This window comes from Janthinobacterium goodfellowi (assembly GCF_051380695.1).
Classification (GTDB): Bacteria; Pseudomonadota; Gammaproteobacteria; order Burkholderiales; family Burkholderiaceae_D; genus Janthinobacterium.
Genome location: NZ_JBNYXN010000001.1, coordinates 812,586 through 829,253, shown reverse-complemented (window position 1 = coordinate 829,253; position 16,668 = coordinate 812,586). Strand labels below are relative to the sequence as shown.

The following is a 16,668-nucleotide window of genomic DNA, read 5'->3' as shown; positions in this document are numbered from 1 at the left end:
CCGCCATCCGCAACGACCTACCGGAGCACCGATGCACGCCTTGCCGCTTTCCGCCCCCTACCAGTTGCGCGCCCAGCGCGACGACGACGCTGGCTTTGTCGCCGCGCTGTACAGCTCCACGCGCGACGACCTGCGCCAGATGCCGGCCGAGCCCGCCGTCATCGAACAGCTGATCGCCATGCAGCAGCGCATGCAAAGCCACGGCTATCGCCAGGCATATCCGCACGCCGCGTATCTGGTGCTGCAGCGCGGCGACACGCCCATCGGCCGCCTGATCCTGGACCGCCAGGACCAGGTGCTGCACCTGGTCGATATCGCCATCCTGCCCGCCGCGCAAGGCCAGGGCGCCGGCAGCGCCGTGCTGCGCGGCCTGCAGGCGCAAGCGGGCGCGCAGCAGCGGAATATCCACCTTGCCGTCAATAAAAGCAACACCGCCGCGCGCGCGCTGTACCAGCGGCTGGGTTTTCGCCTGCGCGGGGAAAATGAGGTGCAGGAACAACTGGAATGGAGCGCGCCATAGTGCCGGCGCCGAATCCACCCAGCACCTGGCTGCAGCTGCCGCTGCACGTCGACGTGGCGCGCATGCAGCGCGACAGCGACCAGTTCGCCGCAGGCGAGTGGATCAGCCATTTCAACAAGGGCGCCTACGACCAGGGCTGGAGCTGCGTGCCGCTGCGCTCGCCCGGCGGAGCAACGGACCACATCATGCCCGTCGATGGGGCCGCCTATGCCGGCACGCCGCAACTGGCGCGCTGCCCCGGCCTGCGCGAGGTGCTCGCCAGCTTTGCCTGCGAGATCAACTCTGCGCGCCTGCTGGCGCTGGCGCCGGGCGCCCTCATCCGCGCGCACCGCGACGCCGGCACGTCGCTGGCCGATGGCTTGATCCGCATCCACATCCCCATCCACACCTCGCCGCAAGTACTGTTCACCATCGATGGCGAGACCGTGCATTTTACTGCCGGACACGCCTGGTACATGGATGCCAGCTGCCTGCACGCCGTGCACAACCAGGGAAGCACGCCGCGCATCCACCTCGTGCTCGACTGCGTCACCAATGCCTGGCTGGAAGCGCTGTTTGCCGCCGCCGGCTTCGTGCCGAAGGCGCGGCCCAAGTATGGCGACGCCAACATCCATGATGGCAATGTGCAAGCCATCATTGCCCAGCTGCGCGCCGTCCCGACACCCGCCTCGCTGGCGCTGGCCAGCGAACTGGCGGCACGGGCCCGGGGAGCGGCGGCATGACAGCCACGTACGGTCTTGCCCAGCAGGAGCAATATCTGGCCAGGGGAGAAGCGCTGGCCTGGCAGGCCGGCATGGCGATGCGGCACTGGTTTCCCGTGTACGCCGAACGCGATGCGCAAACGGGCGACATATCCGTCTGCTGGCGCGATCTGGGGCAGCGGCGCTTCACCGACGCCTTCTTTGTCAATACGCTCAAGTGCCAGCAGCCCGACGAGCGCCGCTACTGCCGCACGCCCACCTCGGCGCTAGCCAGCATCGACGATTGCCTGGCACCCGACGCCTTCATCTTCCACGTCTCGCGCTGCGGCTCAACCTTGCTGAGCCAGCTGCTGGCGTCGTTGCCGCAATGCATAGTCATGTCCGAGCCGTCCATCGTCGACTCGCTGCTGCGCCTGCATCACGACGGTGCGGACCCTGCCGCCAGCCTTGCCCTGCTGCGCCAGGCCATCCTGGCCCTGGGCCAGCGCCGCTCCGGCGACGAGACGCACTTTGTCGTCAAGTTCGACTGCTGGCACATTCACAGCCTGGACTTGCTGCGCCAGGCGTTCCCCGGCACGCCCTGCTTGTTCGTCTACCGCGAACCGTTGGCCGTGCTGGCTTCGCACCAGCGCCAGCGCGGCCCGCAAATGGTGCCTGGCATGCTGCACCCGGCCCAGCTGCCGCTGCCCGCGCGCCGGCTGGCGCATGGCGACCTCGACGGCTATGCGGGCCTGGTGCTGGCCAGCCTGTTCGACGCCGCCCGGCCCCATGCCGCCGCCGGCCAGTTGAAGTTAGTCAACTACAGCCAACTGCCGGACATCCTGTTCAGCGACTTGCTGCCCCGCTTCGGCATCGCCCCCACGGCCGCGCAGTGGCAAGCAATGCGCGCGCGCGGCGGCGTGCATGCGAAATACGGCACGGCCTACCACGGCGATGCGCCAGTGTCCGCGGCACACGGCCTGGCCGCCATCGCCGCGCAGTTGCAGCCGGCCTATCAAGCCCTGGAGGCATTAAGGCTGCATGCCGGGCAAGGCCAATGATTTCCATAAATTAACTTTCTAACAAGGAGGCATGTCGACGTATCCGATGAAGACCATGCGGTAGATAGCTGCTCAACTGCGGCGTGCAGTGCGCCCGCGCAACCAACCTGAAACTGATCCTGACACAATGATAAAAAAAATGACATTGGCAGTGTTCCTTACCGCCCTGCTTCCCTTCCATGCATGCCAGGCGCAAGCCACGGCAGACACGCCCCCCGCCGCCGCCGAAGTCACCACCACCCTGACGCCCGACATTGGCGGCATAAAACAGGTGGTGGAAATCAAGACGGACGACGCGAACAAGCCCGTCCTGCTGTTTTTATCGGGCGGCCCGGGAAGCTCCATGATCAAGGGGGCGGATGCCTTTACCAATCTCCTGAAAAGCAAGTTTACGATTGTCCAATGGGACCAGCGGGACGCCGGAAAAACATTGAAACTGAATCCTTCGCCCACGCAGCCCTCCGTCGAGCAGATGGAGAAAGATACGTATCAAGTCATACAATTCCTGCGAAAAGAGTTAAAGCAGGAAAAAATATACTTGCTGGGCAGTTCCTGGGGCAACGTCCTGGGCTTTTATATCGTCAAGCATCACCCGGAACTGCTGCATGCCTATTTCGCGTCGAATCCTGTCGTGAGCCAGCTGGAAAGCGAGAAAGAATTGCTGAAAACCTTGAAAGTGCACTTCAAGGACAATGCCGTCGCCAGCCGGGAACTGGACAGCGTCATTTTCCCGTTTACTAGTGACGAAAGCATGTTTTATTTAAGGAAATGGCTTTTTTACAAAGACGGCAAGGAATTCGCCACCAGCGAGGGTTTCAAGACGGGCTTTCTTCAATGGTCGAAAACCTGGTCGCCAGTCTGGAACAAGGTCATGGACATCGATCTGTCCAGGACCTTGAAGAGCGTTGACTGCCCCGTGTATTTCTTCGTAGGCAAAAACGATATCCAGACCTCGACCAGGATCACGCAAGCGTATTTTGAGACATTGAAGGCGCCAAAGAAGGGGTTGTTTTTCTTTGACCATTCCGGGCATCAAATTCACCAGGATGAACCGGTGCAATTTCAAGAAACCATCATCAAGACGCTGGATGCGGCGACAAAGTCCTGATACACGGCGTCACGCGACGCCACTCCCGCAAGCCCACAGGCCGGCCAGCGCCCTGCTGGCCTAGTCGCTGGCAATGCCGGCAGCGGCCATGCGGATTTCAGCCTCTCCTGGAAGTTGACGGCGATGACAGGCCCGCCAGCGCCTTGTCGCCTCCAGCATGGCGCCGGATGCCTGGCGGTCTGTGCGCTGGATCAAGCGCGATGACACGGATGAAGCATGCAGGTTCTGAAATGCAAAAAGCCCAACCATTGAAGGCTGGGCTTTTCGATACTGCTGATGTTCTGGCTCCCCGACCTGGACTCGAACCAGGGACCTGCGGATTAACAGTCCGTCGCTCTACCAACTGAGCTATCAGGGAAAAGAGGCCGCATTCTATAGGGTAAATTTTACGGTGTCCAGATTTCCCTCTGAAAAATGCATATTTCCCCTGCGTCACCGTGCCCGGCGGTCAGCCGGGATGCTCTTGCGGGTAGTAATCAAATACCAGCACGCGGCCCAGCCATGGCTTGAGCTGCTCGACAAAGGCCAGGTGGGCCGGATGGGTCAGATACACGTCGCGCGCACCGGCGTCATCGAAGGTCAGGGTAAAGCAATCGGTAAAGCCATCATCGAGGCCTTCCGGACTGACGTTCGGCCCCCATTCGAATTGCCGCACGCCAGGAATGCGATGTTTTAGCTGGGAAAACTCATAGACGAGTTCGGCATGCTTGGCGGAAGTGATGCCATCGAGAAAGTCGCACAGGACGATATGGCGCAAGGCGGAGGTACAAGTCATGGGAAGGTGCTCCTGAAGTGATGCCCTCAGGATAGCGCAAAACGCGACAACGCACAGGCCAGCCATGCTGGCTGTGGCGGAAAACAAAAAAGGCCATGTTTTTCAACATGGCCTTCCGAATTCTGGCTCCCCGACCTGGACTCGAACCAGGGACCTGCGGATTAACAGTCCGTCGCTCTACCAACTGAGCTATCAGGGAAAAGAGGCCGTATTATATAGGCCAAACTTGGCACTGTCCAGATTTCCACAGGGAAAATCTTATTTTGCCATGGCGCCCGCGCCGGCGGCGCAAAAACAAAAAAGGCCACGTTTTTCAACGTGGCCTTCCGAATTCTGGCTCCCCGACCTGGACTCGAACCAGGGACCTGCGGATTAACAGTCCGTCGCTCTACCAACTGAGCTATCAGGGAAAAGAGGCAATATTATATGTCGCTTGTTCCATATTTGCAAGACCGATACTGCATCCCGACAAACACGGCCATCGCCGACTTTCTACTGCCATCCGCGCCGCACTTGCATGCAGCGCCGAAGAAGCAAGATCTTAAAGCACTTTGGCGATCGCGTCAATAACGATGTCGATGTTGCGCGAATTCAATGCTGCCACGCAGATACGGCCCGTGTCGACGGCGTAGATCGATTGCTCGCGCAGGGACGCCACTTGTTCCTTGCTCAGGCCCGAGTACGAGAACATGCCGATTTGCTGGCGCACGAATTCGAAGTCGTGGCCTGGTGCCTTGGCTTTCAGCTTTTCCACGAAGGCATTGCGCATTTCGCGGATGCGCACGCGCATGCCGGCCAGTTCCTCTTCCCACAGCTGGCGCAATTCCGGCGTGGCCAGGACGGTGGCAACGACTTTGCCGCCGTGGACTGGCGGGTTCGAGTAGTTGGTGCGCACGACACGCTTCAGCTGCGACAACAGACGGGCCGCTTCATCGGCGCTCGATGCGACGACGCTCAGCGCGCCCACGCGCTCGCCGTACAGCGAGAACGATTTCGAGAACGAGTTCGACACCAGCAGCGGGCCGCCCGCGTCGGCAAAGCGGCGCACCACGGCGCCGTCTTCGGCGATGCCGTTGGCGAAGCCCTGGTAGGCCATATCCAGGAACGGCACCAGGCCGCGCGCGGTGACCACACTGATGATCTGGTCCCACTGGGCCACGCTCAGGTCGGCGCCGGTCGGGTTGTGGCAGCAGGCGTGCAGCACGACGATGGAGCCGGCCGGCATGGCGTTCAGGCTGGCCAGCATGCCGTCGAAGTTCACGCCATGGGTGGCGGCATCGTAGTAGGTGTAGTTATTCACGACAAAACCGGCGTTCTCGAACAGCGCGCGGTGGTTTTCCCAGCTCGGGTCGCTGATGTAGACCTGGGCACCCGGCGCGAAGCGCTGCAGGAAGTCGGCACCGATCTTCAGTGCGCCCGTGCCGCCGATGGCTTGCACGGTGATGGCGCGGCGCTCTTGAATTACGGCGCTGTCGGCGCCAAATACGAGTTCTTGCACGGCCTTGTCGTAGGCAGCGAGGCCTTCGATCGGCAGATAGGTGCGTGGGGCGGCCTGTTCGATCAGGATGGCTTCCGCCTTGCGTACGCAAGCTAACAGAGGCACCTTGCCGTTGTCGTCATAATAGACGCCAACGCCCAGATTGATTTTGGCGGGATTCTGGTCCGCGTTAAATGCTTCGGTGATGCCCAGGATCGGGTCGCGTGGGGCCATCTCGATGGCGCTAAACAGACTGGCAGAAACAGTTGGGTTCGTCATGATAAGATTGGATTCGATTGGAAGCAGGTTCACAGCGGAGTTGTAGACAGCGCCCCAAAATACAACGCCAGGGCCGCCAGCAGAGCACTATTCTAACAAAGGTCTGATTCACATGCCCGAATTATCTACCGCCAGCGAGGCGGAAAGCGCAATTATCTCTTTCCCGGACTCCCCCTTCAAGCTGCACCAGCCCTTCCCTCCGGCCGGCGATCAGCCCACGGCGATCGCCCAGCTGTCCGAGGGGATTGCCGACGGACTTGCCTTCCAGACCCTGCTGGGCGTGACCGGTTCGGGCAAGACCTATACCATGGCCAACGTCATCGCGCGCATGGGCCGGCCCGCCATCGTCTTCGCGCCGAACAAGACCTTGGCGGCGCAGCTGTACAGCGAGTTCCGCGACTTTTTCCCGCAAAACGCCGTCGAGTACTTCGTCAGCTACTACGATTACTACCAGCCGGAAGCCTACGTGCCGCAGCGCGACCTGTTCATCGAAAAGGACTCGTCGATCAACGAGCATATCGAACAGATGCGCCTGTCGTGCACCAAGTCGCTGATGGAGCGGCGCGACGTCATCATCGTCGCCACTGTCTCGGCCATCTACGGTATCGGCAATCCGAACGAATACCACCAGATGATATTGACCCTGCGCGTCAAGGACAGGGTCGCCCAGCGCGACGTCATCGCGCGCCTGATCCAGATGCAGTACACGCGCAACGAGGTCGATTTCGGCCGCGGCACCTTCCGCGTGCGCGGCGACACCATCGACATCTTCCCCGCCGAGCATGCGGAGCTGGCCGTGCGCCTGGAAATGTTCGACGACGAGATCGAATCGATCCAGCTGTTCGACCCGCTGACGGGCCGCGTACGGCAAAAGATCCCCCGCTTCACCGTGTACCCGGGCTCGCACTACGTGACGCCCCGCTCCACCGTGCTGCGCGCCGTCGAGACCATCAAGGACGAGCTGCGCGAGCGCCTCGAGTTCTTCCGCAAGGAGAATAAGCTGATCGAAGAGCAGCGGCTCGAGCAGCGCACGCGCTTCGACCTGGAAATGATGGCGGAGATCGGTTTCACCAAGGGCATCGAGAACTACTCGCGCCATCTGAGCGGCGCGCTGCCGGGCGAACCGCCGCCGACCCTGGTCGATTATCTGCCGCCCGACGCATTGATGTTCCTCGACGAGTCGCACGTGCTGACGGGCCAGCTGAGCGCCATGTACAACGGCGACCGCTCGCGCAAGACGAACCTGGTCGATTATGGCTTCCGCCTGCCGTCGGCGCTCGACAACCGGCCCTTGAAATTCGAGGAATTCGAACAGAAGATGCGCCAGACCGTGTTCGTCTCGGCCACGCCGGCCGAATACGAAAAGACCCATTCGGACCAGGTGGTCGAACAGGTCGTGCGCCCGACCGGCCTGGTCGACCCGCAGATCATCGTGCGCCCGGCCAGCAGCCAGGTGGACGACCTGATGTCGGAAATCGTCGAGCGCATCAAGAAGGATGAGCGCGTGCTGGTGACCACGCTCACCAAGCGCATGTCCGAGCAATTGACGGAATACCTGGGCGACCATGGCATCAAGGTGCGCTATCTGCACAGCGATATCGAAACGGTGGAGCGCGTGGAAATCCTGCGCGACCTGCGCCTGGGCACCTTCGACGTGCTGGTGGGGATCAACCTGCTGCGCGAAGGCCTGGACTTGCCGGAAGTGTCGCTGGTCGCCATCCTCGACGCGGACAAGGAAGGCTTCTTGCGCTCCGAGCGCAGCCTCATCCAGACCATCGGCCGCGCCGCGCGCAACCTGAACGGCACGGCGATCCTGTACGGCGACCGCATCACGGACTCCATGCGCCGCGCCATCGACGAGACGGAACGCCGCCGCGCCAAGCAGATCGCCTTCAATACGGCCAACAACATCATCCCGATCGGCGTAAAGAAATCGATCCGTGAAATGATCGACGGCGTCTACAGCCCGCAGGAAGCGCGCGAGACCCTGCAGGTGGCGCAGGAAGCGGCGAAGTTCGAGGCCATGAGCGAAAAGCAGGTCAGCAAGGAGATCAAGCGCCTGGAAAAACTGATGGTCGACCACGCCAAGAACCTCGAGTTCGAAAAGGCGGCGCAGGTGCGCGACCAGCTGCACATCCTCAAGCAGCAGCTGTTCGGCGCGCCCGGCACCGACAATGTGGCGTCGATACTGGGCAAATGAATACCACGCCATGCGTAGGTCGGATTACGCGGCCTTGCCGCTAATCCGACCTACTTGAAAAGCCGCTCGGCACGAAGTCCTGGGCTGTGGCTTGACCGTACCAGCGAGTACAGGATTTCCGCCCATGGGTTTGCCCTACTCCGGCAGCGAATAGTCGATGTCGTAGAAATGCTGACCGTTTTCAATGCGAATGGCCAGGGTGCCGCTGATGCCCGTCAGCTGCCCCGTGCCGGAATGGGGCACGATCACGATGGACAGCTGCTGCTGGCCATCGGCCATGGTACCCGCATGCTGGGCCACGAAACTGCCCTCTTTTCCCTGCAGGACGCCCGTGATGGCTTCCATGGCCACATAACCGGCCGCGCCCTTGGTGTCGGTCACGGCGCTGAGCATCTCCCCCTTGGCCGTGGCGACCAGGTCGCCGGCATAGACTTTGTCCAGCAGTACCTTGCCCAAGGTCGTGCGCCCCGCGCGCTGCGGCGCGGCGGACGGCGTCATGGTGATGCTGAAACTTCCCGTAGCGTGCATAGGCATGCGATGATCCCCCTCTGTAGACGAAGCGGCGCCGGCTGGCGCCACCGATAGACAACATGCGGCCAGCACCAGGCCCGCCAGGCTGCGTGATTTCATGATTCCCTTTCCATCGATGCGAGAGTACCAGCTTAAGGCCGCGCAGGAGACAAATATTGGATAAAGCCGACAGCACGACAAATCTGCTCAAGACACCTGGGCAGGCGCCGAAAGGCATCGTCGACCCGCAGGCGGCGGCGCGCCGCATACGGCTGGCGACCTACCCGCCGGCTGGCGCGCTGGCGCCATTCGTCGAGTATTTCTGGGTGGTGGAATGGGACAGGCGGGGCTGCGCGCCGGAGACGCAGCGCGTGCTGCCGTATCCGAATGCCCACCTGGTGTTCGACCCTGGCCGCACCGCCATCCATGGCGTGGTGCGCGGCGCCTTCGACCGGCCTTTGCTTGGCGCGGGCAAGGTATTGGGCGTGCGTTTCGCGCCGGGCGGCCTGCGCCCGTTCATCACCCAGCCCCTGTCCACCTTCACCGACACAACCATCGCCGCCGATGGACTGCTGGGCATGCCCGCCGCGCAAGCCGAGGCGCTGGTGCTGCAGCAAGCCGGCGATGCGGCCATGGTGGCGCAGGCGCAGGCACTGCTGCTGGCCAGGCTGCCGCAGGTCGATGAGACCGCCTTGCTGGCCGCCAGGCTCACTGCCGCAGTGGCGGCCCACCACGGCCCGGCGAACGTGGCGCAGCTGTGCGCAAAAATGGCCATCGGCGAACGCCGGCTGCAGCGCCTGTTCAGCGATTACGTGGGCGTGCCGCCGAAATGGGTGATCCAGCGCTACCGCCTGCAGGAAGCGATCTGGCGCCTGGCGCAGCCCGATGCGCCCGACCTGGCCAGCCTGGCGCAGGAACTGGGTTTTTTTGACCAGGCCCATTTCAGCCGCAGTTTTACGGAACTGGTGGGCAGCACGCCGCTCGACTATCGCCGCTCGCAGCTACCCCCACCCGCCTAAGCGGCCGCCTTCGCGTCGTCCATGTAGGCGCGGATGATGCTGGCGAAATCCGCATCGGCCGTCAAGCCCAGCGCTTCGGCGCGGGCCGTGTCCCAGGCGCCGGGCCAGCTCTTGACGATGCGCTCGACGGCAGGATCGGGCGCATAGCTGATGCGGGCAACGACGTCCGCGCCAGCGACTTGTTCCAGCGCGGCGATCATCTCGCCCACGCTCACGCTCAAGCCCGGCAAGTTCACCGTGCGGCTGGCGCCAAAGGCCTCGCCCGCCAGTTCGTGGCCGGCGATCAGCGAGGCAATGGCGCCGCGCGGCGACAGCAACCACAATCGCAAATCGGTGGACACGGGGCAGACGGCCGCCTCGCCATTCAACGGTTCGCGGATGATGCCGCTGGCGAAGGACGACGCCGCCTTGTTCGGTTTGCCGGGACGCACGCTGATGGTGGGCAGGCGCAGCACGCGGCCATCGACAAAACCGCGGCGGCTGTAATCGTTGAGCAGCAATTCGCCGATGGCCTTTTGTGCGCCGTATGAAGACTGGGGATTCAAGGCCGTCGTATCCTGCACCACGTCCGGCAGCTTGCCGCCATAGACGGCCACGGAGCTGGTGAAGACCACTTTCGGCTTGTGCCCCAGTTCGCGGCAGATATCGAGCAGCAAACGCGAGGCATCGAGATTGATGCGCATGCCCAGCTCGAAATCGGCTTCCGCCTGGCCGCTGACGATGGCGGCCAGGTGGAAGATCGACGTGGTCTGCGCGTCGATGGTGGCGCGCATCAGGGCGCCGTCGGCGATGTCGCCCGTGACCACGTTGACGCGCGCATCGTTGAAGTCATGTGCGGCCACCACGTCGACCAGTACCAGCTCGCTGATGGTCTGCAACTGGCCGTGGCTGTCCGTCAGCTGGCCTTGCGCCAGCAACTGGCGCGCCAGGCGCTGTCCCAGGAAACCGGCACCGCCGGTAATCAGTACTTTCATTTCAATTCTCCTTGCGTGTTGTGGTAAGCGGCAAGCCAGCCCAGGCCATCCTCGGTGCGCCCGCGCGGACGGTATTCGCAGCCGATCCAGCCCTCGTAGCCCAGCTCGTCGAGCAGGGTGTACAGGTATGGGTAATTGACTTCGCCATCGTCCGGTTCGTTGCGGGCGGGGACGCTGGCGATCTGCACGTGGCCGATGCCGTCGAAGTTATTCTTGAACGTCATGGCGATATCGCCCTCGACGATCTGCGTGTGATAAAAATCCATCTGCACCTTGACGTTGGGCGCGCCCGATTCCAGGCGCAGCGCATGGCCCTGCGCCTGCGTGACGAGGAAGTAGCCGGGCATGTCGCGCCCGTTGATCGGTTCGATCAAGAGCTCGATGCCATGCTCGCCCACGGCTTTCGCGGCGTACCGCAGGTTGGCCAGGTAGGTGGCGCGGTGCAGGGCGAGGTCGGCGCCCACGGGCAGCAAGCCCGCCATCATGTGCACGCGCGGGGTGCCCAGCGCCAGCGCATATTCGATGGCGCGCGCCACGCCGGCACGGAATTCCGCTTCGCGGCCCGGCAGCGAGGCGATGCCCCGCTCACCTGCCGCCCAGTCGCCCGGCGGCAGGTTGAACAGCACGTTCTGCAGCTTGTTTTCGCGCAGCCAGCCGGCCACTTCCTGCGGCGCGTGATCGTAGGGGAACAAAAATTCGACGCCCTGGAAACCCGCTTGCGCGGCGGCGGCAAAGCGCTGCGGGAAAGGCACTTCATTGAACATCATGGTCAGGTTGGCGGCAAAACGGGGCATGCGGTATCTCCTTGAATCTTATATGTCGAGTTTGAACGTGTGCTTCAGGTCCGCGATCTGCGCCGCGTCGAGCGGGCGCGTGGGCACGTCGCGCAACAGCAGGAACAGCTTGGCCGTCTCTTCCAGTTCCTCGGCCGCATACACGGCCGCTTCCAGGCTGGAACCCGACACGACGGGACCGTGATTGGCCAGCAGCACGGCCGAGTGCTTGCGCGCCATGGCGCCGATCGCGCCGGCCAGCGCCGGGTCGCCCGGACGGTGATACGGAACCAGGGGCAAGCGCCCCACCTTCATCACAAAATATGGCGTGAGCGGCGGAATGCAGTCGTCATGGTTCAAGCCGCACATGCACGACACGGCGGCCGAATGCGTCGAGTGCAGGTGCACGATGGCGCCCGCGCTGCTCCGCTCTTCGTACATGGCGCGGTGCAGGAACGCCTCCTTGGACGGCGGCGCCCCGCTGATCAGCTTGCCGTTCCAATCGAGCTTGGACAATTGCGCGGGATCGAGCCGGCCCAGGCTGGCGTTGGTCGGCGTCAGCAGCCAGCCGTCGGACAGGCGCACGCTCAGGTTGCCGCTGCTGCCGGCCGTCAAGCCCCGTTCGAACAGCGACTTGCCGAAGTCGACGATCAGCTCGCGCTGGCGCGATTCGGTGGTGCTCATGCCAGCACCTGCCAGGCCTTGCTGAAGAAATCCACAGTACCGAAATTGCCGGACTTGAGCGCCAGCGCCAAAGGCGCCCTGCCTTCGTCGCCCGGCGCGGCCAAGGCTAGCGTCCACGGCACGCCGGGGTCGATCTCGGGGCCGATGCGCAAGCCCGCCACGCCCAGCGCTTTCACCACGGCGCCCGAGGTTTCGCCGCCGGCGACGATCAGCTGGCCGACGCCGAGGCGCACGAGCCCCTGCGCGATGGCGGCCAGGGTTTCCTCGACGAGGGCGCCGGCACGCTCCACGCCCAGCTGCGCCTGCACGGCGCGCACGGCGTCCGGCGTGGCCGTGGCATAGATCAAAATGGGGCCTTGCGCCAGGTGCTGATTCGCCCAGGCCAGCGCCTGCTCCAGCACGGCGTCCACCACCTCGCCGCCCGCGGCCAGCTGCAAAGGGTCGACGTGGAAGGACGGCGCCAGTTCGCGCAGGTGCGCCACTTGCTGCTGCGTGGCCACGGAGCAGCTGCCCGAGATCACGGCGCGCAATCCGGACGCAGGCGGCAAGCGCCCTGCCTGGCCCGCAGGCGATGGCGACAACTGGCCCCGCTGGCGGAAATTCTGCGGCAATCCCAGCGCGATGCCGGAGCCGCCCGTGATCAGCTTCAAGTCCGCGCAAGCGGCGCCGATGGCTTCCAGATCGCGGTTCGACACGGCATCGACGACGGCAAAATGGCAGCCCTGGCCGCGCAAGTCCGTGAAGCGCTGGGCGATGGCGGCCGCGCCCTTCTCCACCACAGCGTAATCGGCCAGACCGACCTTGGCCTGCACCTGCCGCTGCAGCACGCGCACCAGATTCGAATCCGTCATCGGCGTCAGGGGATGGTCGCGCATGCCCGACTCGGCCAGCGGCACGTCGCCGACGAACAGGTTGCCCTTGTAGATGGTGCGGCCATTCGCGGGAAACGCGGGACAGGCGATCGTAAAATCCGTGTCCAGCGCCCGCATCAGCGCTTCGGCCACGGGGCCGATATTGCCGCGCGGCGTGGAGTCGAACGTGGAGCAGTACTTGAAGTAGAACTGGCGGCATCCGGCTTGCTGCAGCCAGGCCAGCGCGGCCAGCGATTCGGCCACCGCCTCTTCCGGCGCATTCGTGCGCGACTTGAGCGCGATGACGACGGCATCGACGTCGGCTGGCGGCGGACCTTGCGGCACGCCGATCAGCTGCACCGTGCGCATGCCGGCCTTGACCAGCATGCCGGCCAGGTCGGTGCCACCCGTGAAATCGTCGGCGATACATCCCAGTAATACAGTCATGATGGTTCCTTTTGATTCAGTGACGCTTTCGCCGGCAGATCGATACCGGGGAAAGTTTTAATCACGGCCGAGTCGTCCTCGCCGCCAAAGCCGGCGGCCGACGCCTGCATGAACATCTGGTGCGCCGTGGCCGACAGCGGCAGTGGAAAGATGCTCTTTTTCGCGTAATCGAGCACGATGCCGAGGTCTTTCACGAAAATGTTCACGCTTGATAACGGCGTGTAGTCGCCCTTCAAAATGTGCGGCACCCGGTTCTGGAACATCCAGGAACTGCCGGCGCTGTTCGAAATCACCTCATACAGGGCCTCCGGATCGCAGCCGGCGCGCAAGCCCAGCGCCATCGCTTCGGCGGCGGCGGCGATATGCACGCCGGCCAGCAGCTGGTTGATCATCTTGACTTTCGAGCCCTGCCCCGGCTGCTCGCCCAGGCGGTACAGCTTTGCACAGATGGCGTCAAAAATGCCGGCGCAAGCGTCGAACGCATCGGGCGCGCCGGCCGCCATCACCGACATCTCGCCCGCTTGCGCCTTGGCTGCACCGCCGGAAATGGGTGCGTCGATGAAGCGCAGTCCCATGGCCGCCAGGCGAGCACCGAGCGCTTCGGCAAATTCGGGCGCCACGGTGGCGCAGGCGATGACGACGCTGCCCGGCGCCAGGGCGCCGGCCGCGCCGTGCTCGCCAAACAGCACGGTTTCCGTCTGCTGCGCATTGACGACGACGATCAGCAAGGCCTGCACCTGCGCCGCCAGCGCGGCCGGCGATTGTGCCGCATGGGCGCCCTTGTCGACCAGCGTTTGCACGGCTTCCGGGCGCACGTCGCAGGCATGCACTTCAAAGCCCGCGCGCAGCAACGATTGCGCGATGCCCATGCCCATGGCGCCCAGGCCAATTACTCCCACTGCGCCCACTTTTTTCATTTCTACGTTCATCTGCTACTCCAGTCTTATTTGTTCACCAGCTTGGCCGGCACGCGCATGATGATGAATGCGCCGATCACCAGGATGCCGGCCAGCAGGTAGATGGCGATGTCGGTCGATTGCGTCAGGTCCTTGATCGAACCGATCATGTACGGCGCCGCGAAGCCGGCCAGGTTGCCCACCGAATTGATGGCGGCGATGCCCGCGGCGGCCGAGACGCCACCGAGGAACGCCGTCGGCAGGCTCCAGAACATGGGCGAAGCGGCCAGGATGCCGCCGGCGGCGATCGTCAGGAAGAAGATGGCCCAGCCCGTGTTGTGGGCGCCGGCCAGCGCGCTGCAGACGATGGCGGCGGCGCCGACCACCAGCGGGATGGCCATGTGCCAGCGGCGTTCGCGGTATTTGTCCGAGCTTCGGCCCAGCAGGATCATCGACGCCACGGCCACCGAATACGGGATCGCCGTGAACAAGCCAATATTGAGCACGCCCGTCACGCCGGCCGCCTTGATCAGGCTGGGCAGCCAGAAGGTCAGCGAATACTGGCCCATCACGCAGCAGAAATAAATCAGGGCCATGACCCAGATGCGCGGGTCGGCGAACATGGCGCGGATCGACGGGTGCGATACCTTGCCCTGCGCTTCCGTGGCGATGCGCTGCTCGAGGATGACTTTCTCTTCTTCCGTCAGCCACTTCGCGGCGCGGATGCTGTTGTCGAGGTAGAGCAGCACGGCCACGCCCATCATCGCGGCGGGTATCGCTTCGAGCACGAACATCCACTGCCAGCCCGCATAACCGTGCCAGCCGGCGAAGGTTTCCATGATCCAGCCCGACAGGGGGCCGCCGATCAGGCCCGCCACGGGAATGGCGGCCATGAAGGTGCACACCATGCGCGCGCGGCGCTCGGATGGATACCAGTAGGTCAAATACAGGATGATGCCCGGGAAGAAGCCCGCCTCGGCGATGCCGAGCAGGAAGCGCATCACGTAGAACTGGGTCGGCGTGGTGACGAACATGAAGGCGCCCGAGATGATGGCCCACGTGGTCATGATGCGGGCGATCCACACGCGCGCGCCGATCTTGTGCAGCATCACGTTGCTGGGCACTTCGAACAGGAAGTAGCCGAGGAAGAACACGCCGGCGCCCAGGCCGTACACGGTTTCGGAAAACTGCAGGTCGGCCAGCATTTGCAGCTTGGCGAAGCCCACGTTGACACGGTCGAGGTAAGCGACGATGTAGCACAGCATGAGGAAAGGGATGATGCGCCAGGTCACCTTGCGATAGACGGCGTCGTCGATGGTTTTCTGGCTGGCGGCGGCGCCGGCCGCCTGCCCGGGCAATGCTTGTGATACATCCATGCTTGTCTCCTGATCGCTGGGGGATCGACCGTGCCGGGTTTTTATGGTCCACCGGAGGTGGCTGGCAACTTGTCTAAAATTTGTATGGATGTATATTATGTGTGTGTTTTGTGTGTGTCAAGCTGTATATTCCATATAATGGCAAGCAGGCAAGCCCGCATAAAAACCGCTAGCACAAGGATGCACCCGATGGACCGCACGTTCCGCTTTACCCTTCCCCCGCCGGAGCCCGACGCAGGCAGTTTCACCACCGGCACCCTGGGTGCGCGGGTGGCGGCACGGCTGCGCCAGCAGATTCACAACGATGGCCTGGCCGGCGGCACGCGTCTGCCGTCGGAGCAAGCCATGGCCAGCCACTTTGGCGTCAGCCGCACGGTGCTGCGCGAGGCCATCGCCCTGCTGCAGGCGGACGGCATCGTCGCCACGCGCAAGGGCAGCGGCACGTTCGTGTGCGCGCAGGATGGCGCGAAGACGGGCGAACGGGGCGACGAGCTGACGGAGCAGTCCGTGCAGTCGCTGCTGAACCTGATCGAGGTGCGCCAGGGACTGGAAGCGGAAATCGCCGCGCTGGCGGCCGTGCGGCGCACGCCGGGCCAGCTGGCCGACATCGAACACGCGCTGCGCCGCATCGAGGAAGCCGTGGCGGCCGGCGTCGACGGCGTGGAAGAAGACGTGCGCCTGCACCTGTGCATCGCCGAAGCGACGGGCAACCCCTATTGGCCGAAATTCGTCGCCATGTTCGCCGACCCGATCCGCGCAGCCGTGAAGGTGACGCGCGCGAACGAAGCGCGGCGCACGGACTTTTCCATCGAGGTGCGGCGCGAACATGAAAAGATCGTGCAGGCGATCGCCGACGGCGACCCGCAGCGGGCGCGCCAGGCGGCCATGGAACACATGCAGCACGCGGCCGAGCGCGTGCGCCTGGCCGACCGCGAATTCTGGCGCGGCGACGGCGGCGCGCTGGCGCGCACGCTGGGGCGCGATCCCATCATGCAAAAATAAGGTCCGGGCCCTCGACTCTCCTGCGCCGCACTGCAG

Annotated in this window: 16 protein-coding genes and 3 tRNA genes; 7 read left to right on the top strand and 12 right to left on the bottom strand. The window is 63.8% G+C overall.

Translation table 11 applies throughout. The features are described 5' to 3' along the window. Window positions 1-31: 31 nt before the first annotated feature. The 4 genes from ACQ4WQ_RS03705 (at window position 32) to ACQ4WQ_RS03690 (ending at window position 3,369) form a co-directional block, all read left to right on the top strand. Window positions 32-520 (top strand): GNAT family N-acetyltransferase, encoded by a 489-nt coding sequence (locus ACQ4WQ_RS03705; RefSeq protein WP_436494754.1) that lies wholly within the window; start codon window positions 32-34, stop codon window positions 518-520. Beyond that, window positions 505-1,242, top strand: a complete 738-nt coding sequence (locus ACQ4WQ_RS03700; RefSeq protein ID WP_436494752.1) for an aspartyl/asparaginyl beta-hydroxylase domain-containing protein — start codon at window positions 505-507, stop codon at window positions 1,240-1,242. The genes ACQ4WQ_RS03705 and ACQ4WQ_RS03700 overlap by 16 nt, the downstream gene beginning before the upstream one ends. Beyond that, on the top strand, window positions 1,239-2,261 hold the full coding sequence (locus ACQ4WQ_RS03695) for a sulfotransferase (protein ID WP_436494750.1): 1,023 nt from the start codon (window positions 1,239-1,241) through the stop codon (window positions 2,259-2,261). The genes ACQ4WQ_RS03700 and ACQ4WQ_RS03695 overlap by 4 nt, the downstream gene beginning before the upstream one ends. Window positions 2,262-2,400: 139 nt before the next feature. Next, window positions 2,401-3,369, top strand: a complete 969-nt coding sequence (locus tag ACQ4WQ_RS03690) for an alpha/beta fold hydrolase (protein WP_436494748.1) — start codon at window positions 2,401-2,403, stop codon at window positions 3,367-3,369. Between the two features lie 282 nt (window positions 3,370-3,651). On the opposite strand, the gene ACQ4WQ_RS03685 is transcribed toward ACQ4WQ_RS03690, so the two are convergent. From ACQ4WQ_RS03685 to ACQ4WQ_RS03665, 5 genes are all read right to left on the bottom strand, one after another. Then, window positions 3,652-3,727 (bottom strand) — tRNA-Asn (locus ACQ4WQ_RS03685). Between the two features lie 90 nt (window positions 3,728-3,817). Beyond that, a complete protein-coding gene (locus tag ACQ4WQ_RS03680; RefSeq protein ID WP_116745121.1) occupies window positions 3,818-4,144 on the bottom strand; it encodes a Dabb family protein in 327 nt (108 codons plus the stop codon). A gap of 123 nt (window positions 4,145-4,267) precedes the next feature. Beyond that, window positions 4,268-4,343, bottom strand: a tRNA-Asn gene (locus ACQ4WQ_RS03675). Window positions 4,344-4,478: 135 nt separating this feature from the next. Then, a tRNA-Asn gene (locus tag ACQ4WQ_RS03670) sits at window positions 4,479-4,554 on the bottom strand. A gap of 131 nt (window positions 4,555-4,685) precedes the next feature. Then, window positions 4,686-5,900: an amino acid aminotransferase gene (locus ACQ4WQ_RS03665; protein ID WP_326458431.1), complete on the bottom strand. Its 1,215-nt coding sequence runs from the start codon at window positions 5,898-5,900 to the stop codon at window positions 4,686-4,688. 112 nt (window positions 5,901-6,012) lie between these two features. On the opposite strand from ACQ4WQ_RS03665, the gene uvrB reads away from it, so the two are divergent. After that, the gene (gene uvrB / locus ACQ4WQ_RS03660; protein ID WP_099667101.1) at window positions 6,013-8,100 is read left to right on the top strand and encodes an excinuclease ABC subunit UvrB; all 2,088 of its coding nucleotides are present in this window, start codon (window positions 6,013-6,015) and stop codon (window positions 8,098-8,100) included. A 135-nt stretch (window positions 8,101-8,235) separates the two neighbouring features. Here the strand turns inward: uvrB and ACQ4WQ_RS03655 are convergent, their stop codons facing one another. Beyond that, the gene (locus ACQ4WQ_RS03655) at window positions 8,236-8,730 is read right to left on the bottom strand and encodes a DUF3224 domain-containing protein (protein WP_436494745.1); all 495 of its coding nucleotides are present in this window, start codon (window positions 8,728-8,730) and stop codon (window positions 8,236-8,238) included. A gap of 56 nt (window positions 8,731-8,786) precedes the next feature. Between ACQ4WQ_RS03655 and ACQ4WQ_RS03650 the strand changes: the two genes are divergently transcribed. Continuing rightward, the gene (locus tag ACQ4WQ_RS03650) at window positions 8,787-9,629 is read left to right on the top strand and encodes a DUF6597 domain-containing transcriptional factor (RefSeq protein WP_436494743.1); all 843 of its coding nucleotides are present in this window, start codon (window positions 8,787-8,789) and stop codon (window positions 9,627-9,629) included. On the opposite strand, the gene denD is transcribed toward ACQ4WQ_RS03650, so the two are convergent. Genes denD through ACQ4WQ_RS03620 form a run of 6 tightly spaced genes read right to left on the bottom strand, consistent with a single transcriptional unit; the run spans window position 9,626 to window position 15,630 of the window. Beyond that, window positions 9,626-10,603 (bottom strand): D-erythronate dehydrogenase, encoded by a 978-nt coding sequence (gene denD / locus ACQ4WQ_RS03645; protein WP_436494741.1) that lies wholly within the window; start codon window positions 10,601-10,603, stop codon window positions 9,626-9,628. The genes ACQ4WQ_RS03650 and denD overlap by 4 nt on opposite strands. Further along, a complete protein-coding gene (gene otnI, locus ACQ4WQ_RS03640) occupies window positions 10,600-11,397 on the bottom strand; it encodes a 2-oxo-tetronate isomerase (RefSeq protein WP_436494739.1) in 798 nt (265 codons plus the stop codon). The genes denD and otnI overlap by 4 nt, the downstream gene beginning before the upstream one ends. Before the next feature lie 18 nt (window positions 11,398-11,415). After that, window positions 11,416-12,060, bottom strand: a complete 645-nt coding sequence (otnC, locus tag ACQ4WQ_RS03635) for a 3-oxo-tetronate 4-phosphate decarboxylase (RefSeq protein ID WP_436494737.1) — start codon at window positions 12,058-12,060, stop codon at window positions 11,416-11,418. Continuing rightward, entirely contained in the window at window positions 12,057-13,358 is a 1,302-nt protein-coding gene (gene otnK, locus ACQ4WQ_RS03630) for a 3-oxo-tetronate kinase (RefSeq protein ID WP_436494735.1), read from the bottom strand. The genes otnC and otnK overlap by 4 nt, the downstream gene beginning before the upstream one ends. Continuing rightward, window positions 13,355-14,287 (bottom strand): L-threonate dehydrogenase, encoded by a 933-nt coding sequence (gene ltnD / locus ACQ4WQ_RS03625; RefSeq protein WP_436494733.1) that lies wholly within the window; start codon window positions 14,285-14,287, stop codon window positions 13,355-13,357. The genes otnK and ltnD overlap by 4 nt, the downstream gene beginning before the upstream one ends. 14 nt (window positions 14,288-14,301) lie before the next feature. After that, a complete protein-coding gene (locus tag ACQ4WQ_RS03620; protein ID WP_436494731.1) occupies window positions 14,302-15,630 on the bottom strand; it encodes an MFS transporter in 1,329 nt (442 codons plus the stop codon). A gap of 189 nt (window positions 15,631-15,819) precedes the next feature. Between ACQ4WQ_RS03620 and ACQ4WQ_RS03615 the strand changes: the two genes are divergently transcribed. Then, a complete protein-coding gene (locus ACQ4WQ_RS03615; RefSeq protein ID WP_436494729.1) occupies window positions 15,820-16,632 on the top strand; it encodes a FadR/GntR family transcriptional regulator in 813 nt (270 codons plus the stop codon). The last annotated feature ends 36 nt before the right edge of the window (window positions 16,633-16,668 follow it).